Annotated in this window: 15 protein-coding genes and 1 pseudogene; 4 read left to right on the forward strand and 12 right to left on the reverse strand. The window is 61.1% G+C overall.

Going from position 1 to position 19118, the window contains the following annotated elements; genetic code table 11:
* The 4 genes and pseudogenes from ACVW0Y_RS14160 to ACVW0Y_RS14175 all read right to left on the reverse strand — a co-directional run.
* Window positions 1–1312 (reverse strand): hemagglutinin repeat-containing protein (locus ACVW0Y_RS14160; RefSeq protein ID WP_457438962.1); only part of this gene is annotated, 1312 nt, incomplete at its 3' end.
* A 26-nt stretch (window positions 1313–1338) separates the two neighbouring features.
* Window positions 1339–1707, reverse strand: a complete 369-nt coding sequence (locus ACVW0Y_RS14165; RefSeq protein WP_457439090.1) for a two-partner secretion domain-containing protein — start codon at window positions 1705–1707, stop codon at window positions 1339–1341.
* Between the two features lie 24 nt (window positions 1708–1731).
* A pseudogene (locus ACVW0Y_RS14170) lies at window positions 1732–1863 on the reverse strand (ESPR domain-containing protein); the annotation flags it as partial.
* 36 nt (window positions 1864–1899) lie between these two features.
* Window positions 1900–3468 (reverse strand): ShlB/FhaC/HecB family hemolysin secretion/activation protein, encoded by a 1569-nt coding sequence (locus tag ACVW0Y_RS14175; RefSeq protein ID WP_457438963.1) that lies wholly within the window; start codon window positions 3466–3468, stop codon window positions 1900–1902.
* A 648-nt stretch (window positions 3469–4116) separates the two neighbouring features.
* On the opposite strand from ACVW0Y_RS14175, the gene ACVW0Y_RS14180 reads away from it, so the two are divergent.
* The 3 genes from ACVW0Y_RS14180 (at window position 4117) to yjiA (ending at window position 7503) form a co-directional block, all read left to right on the forward strand.
* Window positions 4117–6183 carry a carbon starvation CstA family protein gene (locus ACVW0Y_RS14180; protein WP_457438964.1) on the forward strand — a complete coding sequence of 689 codons (2067 nt, stop codon included), beginning with the start codon at window positions 4117–4119 and terminating at the stop codon, window positions 6181–6183.
* A gap of 63 nt (window positions 6184–6246) precedes the next feature.
* Window positions 6247–6450 (forward strand): YbdD/YjiX family protein, encoded by a 204-nt coding sequence (locus ACVW0Y_RS14185; RefSeq protein ID WP_271196936.1) that lies wholly within the window; start codon window positions 6247–6249, stop codon window positions 6448–6450.
* A 75-nt stretch (window positions 6451–6525) separates the two neighbouring features.
* The gene (gene yjiA, locus ACVW0Y_RS14190; RefSeq protein ID WP_457438965.1) at window positions 6526–7503 is read left to right on the forward strand and encodes a GTPase; all 978 of its coding nucleotides are present in this window, start codon (window positions 6526–6528) and stop codon (window positions 7501–7503) included.
* 195 nt (window positions 7504–7698) lie between these two features.
* On the opposite strand, the gene glyA is transcribed toward yjiA, so the two are convergent.
* The 7 genes from glyA to rutA all read right to left on the reverse strand — a co-directional run bounded on the left by glyA (window position 7699) and on the right by rutA (window position 17188).
* Window positions 7699–8952 (reverse strand): serine hydroxymethyltransferase, encoded by a 1254-nt coding sequence (gene glyA / locus ACVW0Y_RS14195; RefSeq protein WP_457438966.1) that lies wholly within the window; start codon window positions 8950–8952, stop codon window positions 7699–7701.
* A 185-nt stretch (window positions 8953–9137) separates the two neighbouring features.
* A complete protein-coding gene (locus ACVW0Y_RS14200) occupies window positions 9138–13373 on the reverse strand; it encodes a bifunctional diguanylate cyclase/phosphodiesterase (protein WP_457438967.1) in 4236 nt (1411 codons plus the stop codon).
* A 278-nt stretch (window positions 13374–13651) separates the two neighbouring features.
* Window positions 13652–14164, reverse strand: a complete 513-nt coding sequence (gene rutF / locus ACVW0Y_RS14205) for an NADH-dependent FMN reductase RutF (RefSeq protein ID WP_457438968.1) — start codon at window positions 14162–14164, stop codon at window positions 13652–13654.
* A gap of 17 nt (window positions 14165–14181) precedes the next feature.
* Entirely contained in the window at window positions 14182–14958 is a 777-nt protein-coding gene (gene rutD, locus ACVW0Y_RS14210) for a pyrimidine utilization protein D (protein WP_457438969.1), read from the reverse strand.
* Between the two features lie 15 nt (window positions 14959–14973).
* Window positions 14974–15360: a pyrimidine utilization protein C gene (gene rutC, locus ACVW0Y_RS14215; protein ID WP_457438970.1), complete on the reverse strand. Its 387-nt coding sequence runs from the start codon at window positions 15358–15360 to the stop codon at window positions 14974–14976.
* A gap of 2 nt (window positions 15361–15362) precedes the next feature.
* Window positions 15363–16097: a pyrimidine utilization protein B gene (rutB, locus tag ACVW0Y_RS14220; protein ID WP_457438971.1), complete on the reverse strand. Its 735-nt coding sequence runs from the start codon at window positions 16095–16097 to the stop codon at window positions 15363–15365.
* Window positions 16097–17188, reverse strand: a complete 1092-nt coding sequence (gene rutA / locus ACVW0Y_RS14225; RefSeq protein WP_457438972.1) for a pyrimidine utilization protein A — start codon at window positions 17186–17188, stop codon at window positions 16097–16099. Before rutA ends, rutB begins: the two co-directional genes overlap by 1 nt.
* A 274-nt stretch (window positions 17189–17462) precedes the next feature.
* Between rutA and rutR the strand changes: the two genes are divergently transcribed.
* The gene (gene rutR / locus ACVW0Y_RS14230; RefSeq protein ID WP_457438973.1) at window positions 17463–18137 is read left to right on the forward strand and encodes an HTH-type transcriptional regulator RutR; all 675 of its coding nucleotides are present in this window, start codon (window positions 17463–17465) and stop codon (window positions 18135–18137) included.
* Between the two features lie 15 nt (window positions 18138–18152).
* Here the strand turns inward: rutR and aphA are convergent, their stop codons facing one another.
* Window positions 18153–18794: an acid phosphatase AphA gene (gene aphA / locus ACVW0Y_RS14235; protein WP_457438974.1), complete on the reverse strand. Its 642-nt coding sequence runs from the start codon at window positions 18792–18794 to the stop codon at window positions 18153–18155.
* Window positions 18795–19118: the final 324 nt, after the last annotated feature.

Below are 19118 nucleotides of genomic sequence, written 5' to 3' on the forward strand. Positions count from 1 at the left end.
AGCGGGTTGGGATAGGGTCAGAGTTTCCCGGTCCGAAGCGAGTAGAGATCTCCTCTCTATTGGAGCCCGGCGAGCGGGTTGGGATAGGGTCAGAGGCTCCTGGTCCGAAGCGTGTAGATATATCCTCTCTTTCGGTGCCGCCTGAGCTTTCCGAGCTGAGGTCCATGGTGCGTTCCTGTGTTTCGGAACCACGGGAGCGGGTAGAGCCGGAGCTTTCCGAGCTAAGGTCCATGGTGCGTTCCTGTGTTTCGGAACCGCGGGAGCGGGTGGAACCGGAGCTTTCCGAACCGAGGTCCATGGTGCGTTCCTGCGTCTCGTAGCCACGGGAACGGGTGCTGCCTGAATCCGAGTAATCCGCATCAGGTGTACGTGGCCGTGACGGTGTTGCTCCGTCGATATCAGCAGCGCCGTCAGTGCCTTTTTTGCTTTTCTTGGCGACCGAGGGCGCGGAGATTTCGATACGGATATCGGTGCCGGCAATTTTCTCGTCTTTGCTTACCGCGACTTGTTTGCTGGCGTCACGGTTCAGGTCGCCGCTGACGCCGCCCGCCACATTCATTGTCATGTTGCCGATATCGACGGTGCTTTTTTGTGTGGCGTTGTACTTCACTTGATCCACGCGCCCGGCTTCGACCACTACGCTGGGGATGCCGGATTTGCTCATGCCGCCACCGCCGCCGCCGTAGCCGCCATCTTTGTCGCGGGAGTCTTCAAGGTTGCTGGCGGTGGTCTTGCCGTCCACCTTGTACGAGCCTTGGCCGGAGGTGGAAACGATATGTGCGCCGGTCAGGTTCTGGTCGCCTGCCACATGGAAGTTCATCGAGCCGGCGTCTATCCCGGCCTGCTTTCCGGTGAGCTTGCTGTTGTCGTAATCCTTGCCGCCCGAGGCGGAGGCACTGGCAACCGGTACCACGCCGCCGGTGGTAGCGATGGCCACCCCGGCCGAGGCGCTCCAGTTGCCGCGCTCATGTTCCATGGTCGAGGTGTTTTGCTTGCTGGTGATGTTCTGCGTACCGCCAATATCGTAATCAAGGTGGCCGGCGCTGATATTGGCCCCTTCCATATTGTGATCACCCTTGGCCTTGATGCTGACCTCGGCACCACTGATCAAGCCATTGCTGTAGGTGGTGGCGCTGGATTTGGTGCGGTCGTAGCTACCGTCGGCACCCACGGAGGCACCCATACCTGCGCCCATGGGGCCGACGCTGGCGGCACCGGTAATACCGGCACGGTGGGTATCGCTGCTGGAGCTGGAACTGCTGGTGGCTTGCGCGGCGCGCTGAATGATTTTGCCGGCCGAGTCCAGCGCCACCTTGCCGCCCTGCAGGTTGACACCGTTCAGCTCGATATCGCCTTGGCGATAAGGATATCGGCCCGGCCGCCGAACACCTCCAGCGTGCCGGCGATGGTGCTGGGATTGTTGCCGGTGACCTCGGCGAGGATGGCCTTGGCTTCGCTGCTCAGGTTGGGGTTATGCATCACCTGCTCGCCAATCTGACTGACGCCGTCGCGCAGGCTGTTGTTGAAGATCAGGCCGGGCTGATCGACGTTGAATTCGGTAAAGCGGTTACGCGACAGACCTTTGCTATTGGGGTTGGCGATTTCCACCACCGGCACCGAATTGCCGGACTGGCTAATGGTGGTGGATTGGCCAGGCTCGACGACGACCTGGGCGAAGGCATGCGGTAGTAAGGCCAACAAGGCCATCGGCAGGCTTTTTAAAACCAGTGTTGCCCTGCGCGGAGCCGACCTGGAGGGGCCCCGGGTTTGTCCAGGTTTGTGTTGTGAGTGGGTTGTTTCGGCGACAGGAATAAGACAACCGAGGGTTTTACTGAATATCAGACGAAAAGAATGTTTGTTCATTATTAAAGAGCCAGGAGTGGGAAATAAAGAAACGCACTAGAAAGTCAGATAAGTACTCAGGTAAAGAACTGACGCATCCGTGCTGTCCTTTATTGCTTCATCCATGGCAAGTGGTACGCCGAGCGTTAACGACGCACCGCCATAACGCCAACTTGCGCTGGCACCAATGGCAAGGCCGGTAATTCCGCCGCTGTTTTGTTGATAGGTAATATCGCGGGCATAACCGGAGTCCAGGCCGATTAATGGCGATACTGTGCCGCCGAGCAAGTTGAGTGGCAGGGTGACGGTATTGGAAAGATAAATACCCTGATCGCCCCACAGCGGTGGGCCACGAAAACCACGTACGGTGAATTCATCGCCGAGGCCGATTTTCTCTGCGGTCAGCAGATTGTCTTTGGAATATTGGCCGCCAAGCCGCGAGGAGAAGTTGAAGTCATGTTCCAACCAATTGAACGGGCGTGACCAGGCACTATTGAAGGCAATCTTTTGAAAGTTCTTGGATTGACGATCCCCGGTCTTGGGCGCTTCTTTGCCTTCATAGGCCGACTGGGCTGAACCCCATGCCGAGAGACCTTTGCTATAGGTGATATCGGAGTACAACGAGCCACCGAGAAACTGGGTGACATGTTCCAGGCCAAACGCCAGGCTGCTGTACGGCACGCTGCTGGTGCGCAGGCGGGTTGTCTCTAGATGGTTGACGTTTCTTTTATGTACCAACTCAACCGAGGCCGAGAGCTTTTGGGTTTTCTCCCGGGTCAGTACCTGGGTGAACTTGCTGGAATAGGTTTGCGAGTTGCCGCTGCTGCTGTAACTGCCGTAACTGCCGCCCGGCAACAGTTTCTCGTACTGCGAGTGGTTGAAGCGCAGATCGACTTTTGAGTAACCGAACGGCACGCTGTAGCTGGCACCGGCGGTGTATTCGGAATTGTCTTCAACCACCAGGTAGCGCCGCGAGCTCAGGTTCAGGCCCAGGGTGTCATTACCCAGCAGCAGATCGCTGAGGCTGGTGGCGACCGTATAGCGGTAGCGGCCGTTGCTCGGGCTGCCCAGCCCGGAGTTGTCGCCACGCAAGCTCACCGTTGGCAGGCCTTTGCCTTCGGTGATCAGATTCAAATAGGAGTAACCCACGCGGGGGGACGGCTGGATATCGACGCGTGCCGTTTTCGCCGCGTTGTTGAGGTTTTCCACCATCTGGTCGACCTGGTGGATATTCAGCGGCTTGCCAACCACGCCGGGCATTGCCGTGGCGGTAATCAGTTGTTCCTGGATACCTTGCGGCGGCTGGCCATTGATCAGCCAGCCATCCACACAGCCCCAATTGACCTGCAGGGCAACGGTGCCCTGTTTGATGTTTTTCGGTATCAGGCCAATGGTGGTGGTGGCGTAACCTTGCTCCGCATAGCGGTTGGTTACATCACGAATCAGCGCAAACAGTTCGATATTGCCCAGTTCACGCTCCTGATAGCGCGGCAATATGTCACTGACATCCACGGCCAGGGCGGAGAACTCCCCGGTATCGATGGTTATGGTGTGGATCAGAAACTTAGGCCCGCTATCGGCGGGGAATGGCTCAGGCGGCACCACGGGTTCGGGTAATTGTTGCAATACCGAGCCGCGGCGGTTTTTATCCAGCTTTCGGTTTATTTCTTCCTGCTGGCGCAGTTTGTTCTGTAAGTCGAGTTCCCTGTCGACCGGAGTTACCGGTTGCGGAAAATCAGCTGCATATAAGGCCGTGCTTAGTAGTTGGCTGATCAGGCCTATACAGAGCCATTTATTTAATGTGCCGGAGTGGGGGCGGGGGGAGTGGCTTTGATCAGATACGCAGAGTTTGGATCTTGGCTTCATGGGGAAAGTTTTTGATCAGATTGATGCATTGAAATGAGCGGCGATTTTCAATCTGAAGGGAGGACTTAAATAGAATATGCATCGCGCAGGAGCGTGGGTTTCGTCTTGTATATTTGTGGCTTATAGAGATGAAAAAACTCAGTTGGCGAGTAATCAACGGCATTTGGTACGTGTTGATTAACGCCTGAATAGGCGCGCGAGCGACTTTGCTATTAAGTTGGCGGGTGAGCTGTCCGGTAAAGTTGCCGTAGGCAGTTGCCCACACTAATTAGCGCAGTTGAATAGAGGTGCTTACAGGCGGGGCAAGTGCCTGTGGCCAATCCGTCTAGACCAACGTCGGATACCGTGCGGCACAGAAGCGTCTAAACTCGAAAGGCCGCTTGTACGTCCATCCATTCGGAGTTTTCCATGAACAATAACAATAGCGTCTTACGCCATCTGCCCTGGGCAGTGCTGGCAGTAGTGGGCGCCGGTGCCTTGGGTGTCGTGGCCTTGCGCCGCGGTGAAGCCATCAATGCCTTGTGGATAGTGGTGGCCGCTGTGGCCCTCTATCTGGTTGCGTACCGCTACTACAGCCTGTTTATCGCCAACAAGGTGATGCAGCTGGACCCTAACCGCGCAACCCCTGCTGTACTTAACAACGACGGTCTGGACTATGTGCCGACCAACAAACACATCCTCTTCGGTCACCACTTTGCGGCCATCGCTGGTGCCGGCCCTCTGGTCGGACCGGTGCTTGCGGCGCAAATGGGCTACCTGCCCGGCACCCTCTGGCTGATCGCCGGGGTAATCCTCGCCGGTGCGGTGCAGGACTTTATGGTGCTGTTCATTTCCACCCGCCGTAACGGCCGCTCCCTGGGCGAGCTGGTGCGCGAGGAAATGGGCCAGGTGCCCGGCACCATCGCCTTGTTCGGTGCCTTCCTGATCATGATCATCATCCTCGCGGTACTCGCGCTGATCGTGGTGAAAGCCCTGGCTTCCAGCCCATGGGGCATGTTCACGGTGATGGCGACCATTCCTATCGCCATGCTGATGGGCCTGTACATGCGCTATGTACGCCCGGGCCGCATTGGTGAGATCTCGGTGGTTGGCCTGGTGCTGCTGCTCGGTTCCATCTGGATGGGCGGCCAGGTTGCTGCCAGCCCCGAGTGGGCTCCGGTATTCACCTTTACCGGCCTTCAGATCACCTGGATGTTGATCGGCTACGGTGCTGTGGCTTCGGTACTACCGGTCTGGCTGCTGTTGGCACCCCGGGATTACCTGTCCACCTTCCTGAAAATCGGCACCATCATCGCCTTGGCGCTGGGCATCCTGTTCGTGATGCCGGAGCTGAAAATGCCGGCGCTGACCCAGTTCGTCGATGGCACCGGCCCGGTGTGGAAGGGCGGTCTGTTCCCGTTCCTGTTTATCACCATCGCCTGCGGCGCAGTCTCGGGCTTCCACGCGCTGATCTCGTCCGGCACCACGCCGAAGCTGCTGGCCAGTGAGTCCCACGCCCGCTACATCGGTTACGGCGGCATGCTGATGGAATCCTTCGTGGCGATCATGGCCATGGTTGCGGCTTCGGTGATCGAGCCGGGCGTGTACTTCGCCATGAACAGCCCGCCCGCCGTGGTCGGTGCGGATGTGGCGTCGGTGGCTGCCACCGTCAGCAGCTGGGGCTTTTTGATCACGCCGGAGGCGCTGGAAGCCACCGCCCGTGATATCGGCGAAACCACCATCCTGGCTCGTGCCGGTGGTGCGCCGACCCTGGCGGTCGGTATCGCGCAGATCCTCCACCAGGTGCTGCCGGGTGAAAACACCATGGCCTTCTGGTACCACTTCGCGATCCTGTTCGAGGCGCTGTTTATCCTCACCGCCGTGGACGCCGGTACCCGTGCCGGACGCTTTATGCTGCAGGACCTGCTGGGTAACTTTGTGCCGGCGCTGCGCAAGACCGATTCCTGGGGTGCCAATATCATCGGTACCGGTGGCTGCGTAGCGATGTGGGGCTGGTTGCTGTACCAGGGGGTGGTCGATCCGTTGGGGGGTATCAACACCCTGTGGCCGCTGTTCGGTATTTCCAACCAGATGCTCGCCGGTATCGCGCTGATGCTGGGTACCGTGGTGCTGATCAAAATGAAGCGTCAGCAGTACGTGTGGGTCACCATGCTGCCAGCGGCCTGGCTGCTGATTTGCACCACCACCGCCGGCCTGATCAAGCTGTTCGACAGCAACCCGGCAGTGGGCTTTGTCGCCCTGGGTCGCAAGTACAGCGACGCCCTGGCCGCCGGCCAGGTGATTGCGCCGGCCAAGGACGCCGAGCAGATGCAGCACGTGATCTTCAACGCCTACACCAACGCCACCCTTACGGTGCTGTTCCTGTTCGTGGTATTCAGCGTGCTGTTCTATGCCATCAAGGTGGGTCGTGAAGCCTGGGTTCGTCCGGAGCGCAGCGACAAGGAAACCCCGTTCGAACCTATTCCCCACCTATAAAGCGCCATATCTGATGTGGCTGCGGGCCGGTGTTATGCCGGTCCGCCTAATTGAGGACAGACCATGTTCAATGACCTGAGTCGCATGGGCAAATACCTGGGGCAGGCCGCGCGCATGCTGGTAGGCATGCCCGACTACGACAACTACGTCGAGCACATGGCCAACAAGCACCCGGACACACCGCCAATGACCTACGAGGAGTTTTTCCGCGAGCGTCAGGAAGCCCGTTACGGTGGCGGCAAAGGGCGGCCGATTCGCTGCTGCTGAGCCTCCGGGCATTACCTTCGCGCCACGCTAGTCGTGGCGCGTTTATTTTCGGTACCCAGACTTCAAGGTTTCTTTATGGCCACCACCCAACCCATTCCCGTCACCGTGCTCAGCGGTTTTCTCGGTGCCGGCAAGACCACCCTGCTGCGGCATATCCTCAAGGCCGAGCATGGCCTGAAAATCGCCGTGATCGAAAACGAGTTCAGCGACACCCCCATCGACGGGCAATTGCTCGGCAGTGAGCCGGTGCAGGTGATGACCCTGGCCAATGGCTGTGTCTGCTGCTCCATTCATGTCGAGCTGGAAAAGGCCCTGTACCTGCTGCTGGACCGCCTCGATAGCGGCGAGCTGGCGTTTGACCGGCTGGTGATCGAGTGCACCGGTCTGGCCGACCCGGCACCAGTGGCGCAGACCTTCTTCGCCGAAGAGGAGTTGTGCGAGCGCTATGTGCTGGACGGCATCATCACCCTGGTGGACGCCGCCAATGCCGAGCGCCACCTGGCCGAGCCGATTGCCCAGGCGCAAGTCGGCTTCGCTGACCGCATTCTGGTGAGCAAGCGCGACCTGGTGGACGACGCCCATTACCAAGCGCTGGTGCAGCGCCTGGGGCGGATCAACCGCCGGGCACCGATCCGCGTGGTGGAGCATGGCCGTATCGATCTGGCCGAGCTGCTGGATGTACGCGGCTTCAACCTCAACGACGATATTCCCGCCGGCATCAGCCTGCGGCCCCTGACCCCAGCGGCCAGCCCGGACCGCATCGGCACTCTGGTGTTGAAAAGCGCCGAGCCTCTGGATATCGACAAGCTCAGCGCCTTTATGGAAACCCTGCTGGAGGAGCACGGCAATTCGTTGCTGCGCTACAAAGGCGTGCTGAGTATTGCCGGGGAAGACCGACGCATGGTGTTCCAGGGCGTGCTGCGTCTGTATGGGTTTGATTGGGATCGTGCGTGGGAGGCAGACGGTGTGCGCGAAAGCGTGATTGTGTTTATTGGTGATCAATTGCCGGAAGAGCAGATTCGCGCGGGGTTTGCCGAGCTGGTGGCCGGCTGAGGCGATCTCACATGCAACCCCGTACACCGGTAGGAGCGGCTTCAGCCGCGAGTTTTTGAGCTCGGGTCATATGCCCTAGGCGTCTTTTTCAGGTCCGGCCAATCGCGGCTGAAGCCGCTCCTAAAAAAACCAACCCACAAAAAAGCCCGGCACATGGCCGGGCTTTTCGTTTCTGCGAAAGCTTACTTACCGCTTTTATTTGCCATACACAGGCAGCTTGGCGCAGACCGCTTTGACTTTCTCACGCACGGCGTCGATCACCGCGTCGTTGCTCAGGTCGGCGAGGATGTCGCAGATCCAGCCAGCCAGTTCGCGGCATTCGGCTTCTTTGAAACCACGGGTGGTGACAGCCGGGCTGCCGATACGCAGACCGGAGGTCACAAACGGCGATTTCGGATCGTTAGGCACCGAGTTCTTGTTCACGGTGATAAAGGCGCGACCCAGTGCGGCGTCGGCGTCTTTACCGGTGATGTCCTGCTTGATCAGCGACAGCAGGAACAGGTGGTTCTGCGTACCGCCGGAAACCACGTCGAAGCCGCGCTCGATAAATACGCTGGCCATGGCCTGGGCGTTCTTGATCACTTGCTGCTGGTAAACCTTGAACTCAGGCTGCAGCGCTTCTTTGAAGCAGATGGCCTTGGCGGCGATCACGTGTTCCAGCGGGCCGCCCTGGGCACCCGGGAATACGGCGGAGTTGAGCTTCTTCTCGATCTCGGCGTTGGCCTTGGCGAGGATCAGGCCGCCGCGCGGGCCGCGCAGGGTTTTGTGGGTGGTAGTGGTGACCACGTCGGCGAACGGCACCGGGTTCGGGTACACGCCAGCGGCAACCAGACCGGCTACGTGAGCCATGTCGACGAACAGGTAAGCGCCTACTTTGTCGGCAATGGCGCGGAAGCGCGGGAAGTCCAGAACCTGGGAGTAAGCCGAGAAACCGGCGACGATCATTTTTGGTTTGTGCTCAACGGCCAGACGCTCGACTTCGTCGTAGTCGATCAGGCCATTGCCGTCGATGCCGTACTGCACGGCGTTGTACAGCTTGCCCGAGGAGGAAACGCTGGCACCGTGGGTCAGATGACCACCGTGGGCCAGGCTCATGCCCAGGATGGTGTCGCCAGCGTTGAGCAGGGCCAGGTACACCGCGCTGTTGGCTTGCGAGCCGGCGTGCGGCTGGACGTTGGCGTAGTCGGCGCCGAACAGTTCTTTGGCTCTATCGATTGCAAGCTGCTCAACCACGTCGACGTATTCGCAGCCGCCGTAGTAACGCTTGCCCGGGTAGCCTTCGGCGTACTTGTTGGTCAGTACCGAGCCCTGGGCTTCCATCACCGCCGGGCTGGTGTAGTTCTCCGAGGCGATCAGCTCGATGTGCTCTTCCTGGCGCTGAGCTTCTTGCTCCATGGCGGCAAAAAGTTCGGCGTCGTAGTTGGCGATAGTGGTCGAGCGACTAAACATGGCTGTCTCCTAAGAGTGAGCTGGGCAAGATTTGATCAAACGCTTTGTGGGCGTGCCCAGAACAACAAAGGCGAACCCGAAGAAGGCGCGGATTCTACCCCAAAGGTCGTTTTCTGGCACATGACAGTCGGTCATGTGCCGGACAAGTGCCGCTCATTATGTTGAAAAGTGCCGGCGTAGACGCTTCAGCTCAGCATAAACAGCGCATTGCCGCTGAACTGCGCCGCCAGTTGATGGGCGGTCATCGGCTTGCCGAGCAGGTAACCCTGCACTTCGTCGCAGCCGTGTTCACGCAGGAAGTCGAGCTGTTCCTGGGTTTCCACGCCCTCGGCGATCACCGCCAGGTTCAGGCTGTGGGCCATGGCGATGATGGCGCGGGCAATCTGCGCGTCCTGTTCGCCGCTGGGCAGGCCGTCGACGAAGCTGCGGTCGATCTTCAGCACGTCGATGGGGAATTGCTTGAGGTAGTTGAGCGAGGAATAGCCAGTGCCGAAGTCGTCGACGGCGATGCTCAGGCCCAGCTGTTTAAAGCCTTTGAGCACTTGCATGGTTTCTTCCACGTCGTGCATCAGGATGCTTTCGGTCAGCTCCAGCTCCAGGCTGCTCGGGCTCAGGCCGCTGCTGTGCAGAATGTTGGCAATGCGCTGGCCCAACTGGCCTTCGGCGAATTGTCGGGCGGACAGGTTGACCGAGACTTTGGGCACCCGCACACCGGCAGCCTGCCAGGCGTTCATCTGCCGGCAGGCTTCCACCAGCACCCAGTCGCCGACGTCCACCACCAGGCCGAGCTCTTCCAGCACCGGAATAAACTCGTTCGGCGCGATCAGACCGCGGCGTGGATGTTGCCAGCGCAGCAGGGCCTCGGCACCGATCAGACGCTGGCCGTTGGCGCTGAACTGAGGCTGGTAATAGAGCACGAACTGTTGCTGGTCGAGGGCGTGGCGCAGGTCGCTTTCCAGCTCCAGACGCTCCAGGGCCGTGGCGTTCATAGCCGCTTGGTAGAACTGGAAGTTGTTCTTGCCGCGTTCCTTGGCGTGGTACATGGCGGTGTCGGCGTTCTTCATCAGTTGGCTCAGCTCTTCGCCATCCTGCGGGCTGAGGGCAATGCCGATACTGGCGGTGACGAAGAACTCGCGGCCTTCGAGAATAAACGGCTGCGCCAGGCTGGCGAGAATCTGCTCGGCGACATGAATGGCCCGCGTCAGGGCACCGTCGCGGGTGTCGCGGGCTTGCAGCAGCAGGGTGAATTCGTCACCGCCCATGCGCGCCACGGTGTCTTCCACTTCCACGCAAGCGGCCAGACGCTGGGCCACATCCTTGAGCATGCGGTCGCCGGCGGCATGGCCGAGGGAATCGTTGATCGGCTTGAAGCGGTCGAGGTCGAGGAACATCAGCACCACCCACTCCAGATGCCGCTCGGCATGCTGCAGGGCGGTGTGCAGACGGTCCTGGAACAGGGTGCGGTTGGGCAGGTTGGTCAGCGCGTCGTAATAGGCCAGGCGGTGAATGCGCTGTTCGCTGGCTTTGCGTTCGCTGATATCGCTGAAGAAGCTGACGTAACTGACCAGGTCGCCCTCGTCGTCATGCACAGCGGTAATGCCGACCCAGGCCGGGAAGTTTTCCTGGTTGCGCCGTTTCAGCCACACCTCGCCTTCCCAGCTGCCGTTCTGCGCCAGCTGGCTGAGGATATAGGCCTGGTGGCTGGTCTGTTGGCGGTCGGCCATCAGCATGCCCGGCTGCTGGTCGAGCACCTGGGGGCTGGAATAACCGCTGACCCGGCTGAACGCCTCGTTGACCTGGACGATATAGCCCGCCGGGTCGGTGACCAGAATCGCCGCCGTCGAATGCTCGAATACCGTGGCCGCCATGCGCAGGTCTTTTTCCGCGCGGCGCTGCTGGCTGATATTGCGGCCCACGCCGAGCAAACCTTCGAAGCGCCCGTCCTGATCCCACATCAGGGTCATGCGCAGCTCGGTGGGCAGTTTGTGGCCATCGGCGCGCACGCAATCGACTATATACAGGCGAGTCGCCAACTGCTGGCGCAGCTCGCGTAGTTTCTGCGGGTCGTTTAGGGCACCGCGTACGCGGATCAGTAGCTGGTCGACATCCGACAACTGATTGGGGTTGGCAGCCAGGGGATGGAAGCCGTTGGCAATGATCCACTCCGGCGAGTAACCGAACATGGCCATGGCCGAGGGGCTGACGTAGTCCAGCTGCAGGCTGTCGTTGGTGGTGAAAATCACGTCGCTGATGTTTTCCGCCAGCAGGCGGTAGCGCCGTTCGTTGTTGCGCAACAGCTCGCTGGCTTCGATCTGTTCGGTCACGTCTTTGGCCACGCCGATCAGCCGGTGCACGCGGCCGTCGGCGGTGCGGCTCAGGGCCTGTTCGCGGATGTCGAACCAGTGCCAGCTGCCGTCGCGGTGGCGCCAGCGCAGGTGGCACTGCAGCAGTTGGCCGTCGCTGACCACCTGTTGCAGGGTGCGCATGCGCGCGTACTGCTCGGCGTCGTCAGGGTGCAGCACCACCTCCCAGAAGTGCCCGGCCATCTCCCGCAGTTCTTTGCCGCTGTAGCCCAACTGCTGGCCAAGGCGGTTGTTGCTGAACAGCACCCGGCGGTTGGTCATGTCGTGCACGTACAGGGTGTCGGGCACGGCGCGGACCACATCGGACCAGAAACGCTCGCGCTCGATCAGCGACAGTTCGATGCGTTTGCGGCTGGTGATGTCGTTCATGCTTACGGTCACGGCATGGAAGTCGTCGTTCTGCTCTGGCAGACGCAGTACCAGCCACAGATGGCGCTCGTGGCCCTGGGGGGTAACGATCTGGCTTTCCAGCTCGATCTGCCGCTGCTTGCTCAGCACCGCCCCGATCAACTGGTAACGCACGTTTTCCGGGGTAATCGGGCCGACGTCGACCAGGTGGTTCCACAGCTCCTGAGTCGACTCCACGCCCAGCAGTTGCTGCGCCACCTGGTTGATTTCGGTGATGTGCAGGTGCTGGATCAGCTCGTCGTGCAGCTGCGGGTGCATCTGCAGCCAGTGGTCGAATTGGTCGAGGGTTTCGATGTCATGCACATGCAGGTAGCTGCGCAGGTCCGCCAGGTCGAGCACGCAGTGGGCGACGCCGCTGCCTTCGAAAATATCCTGATAGCGACGCCGGGTGTCTTCGAGAATATGCAGGGCCTGCTGCTGTTCGGTGGCATCGCGCAGCACCCAGACGTGCCCGGGCTGACTGTGTTCCTTGCCATCTTTGAACAGCCTGCGGGTCACGCTGAACACCCGTTGCTGCTGATGCTGGTCGAGTTCGATCCACACCGGGCTGAAGTCGTCGTGCGGTTCGCTGTCTTGCATCAGCAGCGGGTCGAGGCTGGGCAGCAGGTCGAGCAGATGGCGGCCGCGCGCGTCGGCGCCGGACAGGCCGAACAACTGCGCGGCCTGCGGATTGAGGTAGCGCACATGGCCGCGCACGTCGGTGACTATCACCCGCTCCTCGATGGCTCCCAGTGCCGTGGCGGCATCGCGCAGTTCGCGCCGCGAGGCGGTGGTCATGTCGCGCAGACGACTCTGTTCGCGCAGCAGGCGGAACAACGCCAGCAGGGTGAGCAGGGCGCAGGCCATAAACAGCAGGAACTTGCCGGTAACCGCTGACAGCTGGTCGGTCCAGGCGCGATGCTTGTCCAGCACGCTGCGCACCATCAGCTCGGTGCCGGGCAGGGCCACCACTTGCACGGTGTTGGCCCGTTCGAAGGCGCTGACCGGGCGCACGTGCTCATCGGCCTCGGCTGGCTGAGTGGCAATCACCTGCTGGCTCAGGCGGTCTTCCAGTTGCCAGCGGTGGTCGCTGCGGTAGAACTCACGGATGCTGCGGCGCAGGTGGGTAAGGCCCATGCGCAGTACCCAGAAGCCGTCGCCCTTGCCCTTGGGCAGAAAGGCGTAGATCTGCCCGTCGCCGTCGGGGTTGAACAGGTACTGATAGGGCTGATTCTGATGACGCTGGAACAGGCTGCTGATAAAGGCCTGATCATGGGAGTCGGGCTGGGTGTCGGCCAGCACGCGGCCGTCACGGTCGAGCCAGACCAGGCTGCTCAGCGCCGGGAAGATGCCGCGCATGCTGTCCAGCAGTGGCTGGCTTTTATCCGCAGCTGGCGGTTGTGGTGCGGTTTGCGTGAGCAGGGCGAGGGCGGCGTGGGCGCGCATTTCGACGCTCAGGCCCATATGTTCGGCCAGTTGCTGGCCGTATTCCTGCTCGCGCTTCTGGCGGGTTTCTTCGCCCTGATTGAGTTCCTGATACAGCTGCCAGAACAGCAGGCCGAGCATCATCACCACAAGCACCACCAATGCACCCTTGACCGAATTGGGCAGGGTGGTGGCGAGTGAGTCGCCGGGTGCGCGCTGGTGGGTGAACAATCGGGGCACGGGCAAGAGTCCTGCTCTGACGGCTTATATAGAGAAAGGGGGCAGCTACTAGGACGCTAGCAGACGCGCACGAGCTACGGGTAAAAGCGATTAAGAATGCCTAGTTACGTGGCAAAGTGCCAGCTATGTCGACAATTGCCCTGGCTGGCCCTTTTGCACCGCTCATGCGCCGCTCCAGGCCGCGACCCGGTTGACCTGCGCAGTAAATCCAGCAGGTGCCGCCTTTATCCAGACAGTTGTCCGCAAGGCTGGGTTCCTCTGCTGGAGGGGGGATTGCCGCCCGTTCAGGCACCGAGTGGGTGATAGGCGCGTTCGAAGTACATCAAGCCTTTGCCCTGCTCGCCGTGGCGGATGGCGAGCACTTCGCAGAACAGAATGTCGTGGGTGCCGACCGGGCTGCTATTTATCACCCGGCAGTCGAAGGCCACCAGTGCGCCATCCAGCAGCGGGGCACCGGTTACCTGCTGATGCCATTGGCCGGCGGCAAAGCGTTCGTCGATTGGGGTTTTGCCACCGAACAGATTGGACAGCGCCTGCTGGCCGTGGGCGAGAACATTCACCGCCACCACGCCATTGGCGCGGAAGCTGTCGTACACCGAGGCACCCCGGTTGAGGCAGACCAGCAGAGTCGGCGGCTCGTCGGTCACACTGCACACCGCCGAGGCGGTAAAGCCGGCACGCCCGCCGGGGCCGTCGGTGGTGATCACATTCACCGCCGCGCCCAGGCGGGCCATGGCATCGCGGTAATCGTGTTTGAGCACGCAAGGCGGCTCGGGGGTTTCCAGGGCAGGGCGCATGCTGTTCTCCGGGCGGTTCAGGCAGGTGGCTGGAGAAAATCCAGCACGCTGGTTTCGAAGGCCGCCTGTTCGGTCAGGTTGCAGGCATGGCCGCCGAAATCGAGGACCTCCAGGCGGGCGTCGGCCAGCCCTTCAGCCAGCTGTAGCGACTGCGTCCACGGCACCAGGCTGTCGTCGCGGCTGGCCATAACCAGGGTGGGCACGCGGATTTCACCTAGCCGGGCGCTGATATCGAAGGCCCGCAGGGCGGCGATGCGCGCCAGGGTGTTGGCCTCGCCGGGAAAGTGCGCCAGGGCATGGGCGAGGTCCGCTTCCAGGCGTTCGCCATTGGCCACAATCCAGGTCGGTGGGTAAAGGAACAGCGGCTGCGCCGCGACATAGGCTGCCGCGCCGCAGTGCTTGAGCAATTGGATGCGCGTCTCGAAGCAGCGTGCGCTGTGGGCATTGGGTGCCGCCCAGGCATTGATCAGCAGCAGACGCTGGAGCAGTTCGGGCCGTTGCAGGGCGATCTGCAGGCCGACCAGGCCGCCGAGGGCGTGACCGATAAAGGCGCAGCGCTGCACGTCCAGGCGTTCGAGTAGGGCCAGCAGTTCATCGGCCATATCGGCAATCGAATAGCCTTCGGCCAACGCCGCCGGGCTGCGTCCGGTGCCGCGCTGGTCGTAGCTGATTACCCGCAGTGTCTCGCTGAGGGCCGGCAGGTGCGGCGTCCAGTAGCCGGCCGAACCGCCCAGCCCGGAGCACAGCACCAGGGTCTGGCTGGCTCCCGGATTGCCGTGGATTTCGTAGTGCATGCCGACGCCTCCCGGTTATTTGCCGACGTGGGCGATGGAGGCGATTTCGATCAGCGCTTCGGGTTTTACCAAGCCGCACTGGATGCAGTAACGCGCCGGCTTCTCACCGGCAAAATACTCGGCGTATACCGCATTGATGGCCGCATAGTCGGCCCAGTCCTTGAGCATGATCATATTGAAGGTGACGTCGTCCATCGTGCCGCCAGCGGCCTCGACCACCCCCTTGATGGTTTCCAGCACATGGCGGGTCTGCTCGGTGGCATTGCCGACATGCACCACATTGGCGTCTTTATCCAAGGGCAATGTGCCCGCGACATAGAGCACGCCATCGGCCAGCGAACCCGGTACGTAAGGGGCCAGCGGTTTGCCGGTACCCGGCGGAATAATCGATTGCTTGGGCATGATCAGGCTTCCTGTGAGGGGCGAAAGGTGGTGCAGAAGTCATCGACCGAAGACACCCAGCCGAAGAAGGTTTCGATATTGAACAGCGCCGCTTCCTGGGCGGAGGGCGGGCCGGCCTGGTGAGTGGCATCGGCCAACACCACGCCGAAGTACTCGAGAAAGAAGCCATCGCGCAGGGTCGACTCCACGCAGACATTGGTGGCGATGCCGGTAAACACCAGGTTCTTGATGCCGCGGGCGCGCAGGATGCTGTCCAGCGGGGTGTTGAAGAAGCCGCTGTAACGCGGTTTGGGCATGACGATATCGCCGGGCTGCGGTTGCAGCTCATCCACCAGCTCATAGTCCCAGCCGCCCTTGGCCAGCAGGGTGCCCTGCAGTTCGGGGCGCTTGCGCATGGTTTTCAGGGCGTTGGACTTGTGCCAGTTCGGCGAGCCCGGACCACCCGCTTCGACGTAATTCGAGTCCCAGCCATTCTGGAAAAAGATCACCTGCACCCCGGCTTTGCGGGCGGCGGCGAGGGCGACCTGAATTTTCTCGATCACCGGGCCGGTGGACGATACGTCGAAACCGGCCAGGTCGAGGTAGCCGCCGAGGGTGGAGTAGGCGTTCTGCATATCGACCACGATCAACGCGGTCTGGCTGGCGCGCAGTTGCAGCGGCTCGGGGCGCGCGGGCAAGGTCAGCGGGGTGCTGGCATCAACCGGCAGGGCGTAGCTGGATACGGTGGTCGCGCTCATCAAGCGATCTCCTTCACGGCTTCGTTGATGTCGATACGGCACTTCATCAGCGGTTGGATACGCTGCCCAAATTTCTCGATGCCCTCGACGAAGTCGTCAAAGGTCAGCATCACCCCTTCGGTGCCGGGCACCGCCGCCACTTCATCGAGCATGGCGGCCACCTGTTCGAACGAGCCCACCAGGGTACCCATATTGATATTCACCGCCGAGGTGGGGTCGGACATCTGCCGCACATTGGTATCGCTACCCGAGCGGGTATCCACCGCGGCCTGGTCGCCCAGCCACTGCAACGCGGCCTGATCGGCACCGTCTTTGTACAGCTCCCACTTGGCGCGGGCGGCTGCCTCGGTTTCTTCGGCAATCAGCATAAACAGCACGCAGGAGTTCACCGCGCGCCCGGTTTTCTCAGTGGCCAGACGCAGCCGTTCGGTGGTCGGTGCAAAGGCGGCCGGGGTGTTCACGCCTTTGCCGAAGCAGAAGTTGTAGTCGGCGTATTGCGCCGAGAAGGCCATGCCGGCATCGCTGGAGCCGGCGCAGATAATCTTCATATCGGCCTGCGGGCGCGGGCTGACACGGCAATCGTCCATGGTGAAGTAGTCGCCCTTGAGGTCGCTGTGCCCGGTGGTCCACAGGTCACGCAGCACCTGGGCGTATTCGGCGAGGTAGGCGTAGCGGGTGGCGAAAAATTCATCGCCCGGCCACAGGCCCATTTGCGAGTATTCCGGGCGCTGCCAGCCGGTGACCAGGTTGATGCCGAAGCGGCCGTTGGAGATCGAGTCGATGGTCGAGGCCATGCGCGCGACGATGGCTGGCGGCAGGGTCAGGGTGGCCGCCGTGGCGAACAACTGGATCTTGCTGGTGACCGCCGCCAGGCCCGCCATCAGGGTGAACGACTCGAGGTTGTGTTCCCAGAACTCGGTTTTGCCGCCAAAGCCACGCAGCTTGATCATCGACAGGGCGAAGTCGAAACCGTAGTGCTCGGCACGCTGCACCACCTGTTTGTTCAGTTCGAAGGTCGGCATGTACTGCGGGGCGGTCTCGGAGATCAGCCAGCCGTTGTTGCCGATGGGAATAAAGACGCCAACTTTCATAGAGATAGCTCCCTGATTGCGCTTTTTACGGGGCAATGCCCGCATGATCGCGGCACGTTGGTGCGGCGTGAGGTCGCAGGGGAAAGAGCACGGACTGTGCCAAAAATGAAAATTGCAGGGAAAACAGCGGCTTGGGGTTTTGCGAAGTCTTAGCGCAGACCAGTTGGTCTGCTTTAGAGCGCCTGGTTTGTGCACGCTGCCCGCAAAAGAGGCGTGCGCACTGACAGCTTCAGCCGTTTTGGCTATCGTGGCGCGGGTTCAACAAGGAGGCTGTATGGCCGAGCAAGATCCACCGAGTGCCGGCAAGGCCGTGCGCATCCCTAGTGCGGCGACGCTGGCTCGGCGTGAACGGCAAATGGAAAGCAAGCGCGCGGCCATCAGCGCTGCCGCCATCGACTTGTTTTCCCAGTTCGGCCTGCATGGCACCAGCCTGGATCAGGTGGCGGTGCGCGCCGATGTGTCGAAGACCAACCTGCTGTATTACTTCGGCAGCAAGGAAGAGCTGTACCTGGCGGTGCTGCATCAGTTGATGAGTGTCTGGCTGGCACCGCTGCGGGCGCTGAGCGTGGAGATGGAACCGCTGGCGGCGATCAGTGAGTACCTGCGCCTGAAGCTCGAACTGTCCCGTGACGAGCCGGCGGCGTCACGCTTGTTCTGTCTGGAAATCATCCAGGGCGCGCCGCTGCTGCGTGGCGAGTTGCAACACGAGCTGCGCGACCTGGTGCACAGTAAGACCGAGGTGATCCGCAGTTGGAGCGAGTCCGGCCGGCTGGCACCGGTCGATCCTTATCACCTGATCTTTTCCCTCTGGGCGACCACCCAGCACTACGCCGACTTCCGCGTGCAGGTGGAGTCCATCACCGGCCGCACCCTGGACGACCCGGCCTTCTTCGAGCAGGTGCTGGGCAGTCTGCAGGCCCTGATCATTGACGGCATCCGCCCGCGCTAAGGCCCGCTTGGAGCTTTAGTGCGTCGAGTCCACCAGCACCTCTTCGCCCAGCGCGCCGTTGACCGGTAGCGGCTGGTAGGTGGAGTTGGCCGCGCGCATCACGCGGATGGCGCGGGCACCGGCGGCCTGGGCCGAGGTGATATCGGCATCCGAGTCGCCGTAGTACAGGTGCAGGCCGCGGTCGTGAATAAAGCGGGTCTTCTCCGGCCCGGAAGTGAATACCACTGGCTGCATATTCTTGATGGCGAAGGTCTGCTGCAGGATTGCGCTCAGTTGCTCGCCTTCGGTGTGTGGCCGCCCGGTAATAAAGTAGATGCTGTCGCCACGGCGCTGGTGCAGTGCAATCAACGCGCGCGCCGCCTCCTTGGGCAGCGAATAGCGGTCGCAGCCGCCATTGGTTTCCTTCCAGAACTCGCTGTTCTTCAAGTAGTCGTTGCTACCCGGCGAGTACTTCTGCTGCCCGGCATAGAAGCACGGGCTGGAGAACAGCACGGTGTCATCTATATCGAAACCGACCGCCATCGGCGCGTCCTTCTGGATGCTCGCAGCCAGCCGCTCGAGAGTGATCCAGTGGATAGCCGATTGCGGTGCTTGGCTGGCACAGCCAAGCAGCAGCAGGGAGAAAACAGCAGCCAGGGATAAGTGGGGAATACGCACGACAACCTCGTTATCTGGAAAGTGAGCCAGTGCCGTCAGCAAGCGGCATGCCGGGAATGCTGGCAGTGGCGACAAAATCCAGCGGGCCCGCCCTTAATACCTGTCACGTATGTCAATTATGTTTCGATTACGCCGCTTTAAGGCTTGAGCGCGACCAGAAGGGCGATATCGGTGCACAAATGATCATTTAATGAGCGTTTATGGGGCTTAACTCCGGTTTTAGACCCAGCATTGAAAGTAACCATTTCGTACCTTTCCCCGCTCCATCGCTGCCGCAAAGCCCACTTAATTAAACTGTAACCTCCTCCTTCTATTGTATTCCTG

Source organism: Pseudomonas sp. TE3786 (assembly GCF_054057335.1).

What these genes read in the sequence shown, in the direction of transcription:
- rutB (WP_457438971.1), bottom strand. Translation starts at nt 16,097, where the DNA reads ATGAGCGCGACCACCGTATCCAGCTACGCCCTGCCGGTTGATGCCAGC.
- ACVW0Y_RS14180 (WP_457438964.1), top strand. Translation starts at nt 4,117, where the DNA reads ATGAACAATAACAATAGCGTCTTACGCCATCTGCCCTGGGCAGTGCTG.
- rutD (WP_457438969.1), bottom strand. Translation starts at nt 14,958, where the DNA reads ATGCACTACGAAATCCACGGCAATCCGGGAGCCAGCCAGACCCTGGTG.
- glyA (WP_457438966.1), bottom strand. Translation starts at nt 8,952, where the DNA reads ATGTTTAGTCGCTCGACCACTATCGCCAACTACGACGCCGAACTTTTT.
- yjiA (WP_457438965.1), top strand. Translation starts at nt 6,526, where the DNA reads ATGGCCACCACCCAACCCATTCCCGTCACCGTGCTCAGCGGTTTTCTC.
- rutF (WP_457438968.1), bottom strand. Translation starts at nt 14,164, where the DNA reads ATGCGCCCTGCCCTGGAAACCCCCGAGCCGCCTTGCGTGCTCAAACAC.
- rutC (WP_457438970.1), bottom strand. Translation starts at nt 15,360, where the DNA reads ATGCCCAAGCAATCGATTATTCCGCCGGGTACCGGCAAACCGCTGGCC.
- rutA (WP_457438972.1), bottom strand. Translation starts at nt 17,188, where the DNA reads ATGAAAGTTGGCGTCTTTATTCCCATCGGCAACAACGGCTGGCTGATC.
- ACVW0Y_RS14165 (WP_457439090.1), bottom strand. Translation starts at nt 1,707, where the DNA reads ATGGCCTTGTTGGCCTTACTACCGCATGCCTTCGCCCAGGTCGTCGTC.
- ACVW0Y_RS14185 (WP_271196936.1), top strand. Translation starts at nt 6,247, where the DNA reads ATGTTCAATGACCTGAGTCGCATGGGCAAATACCTGGGGCAGGCCGCG.
- rutR (WP_457438973.1), top strand. Translation starts at nt 17,463, where the DNA reads ATGGCCGAGCAAGATCCACCGAGTGCCGGCAAGGCCGTGCGCATCCCT.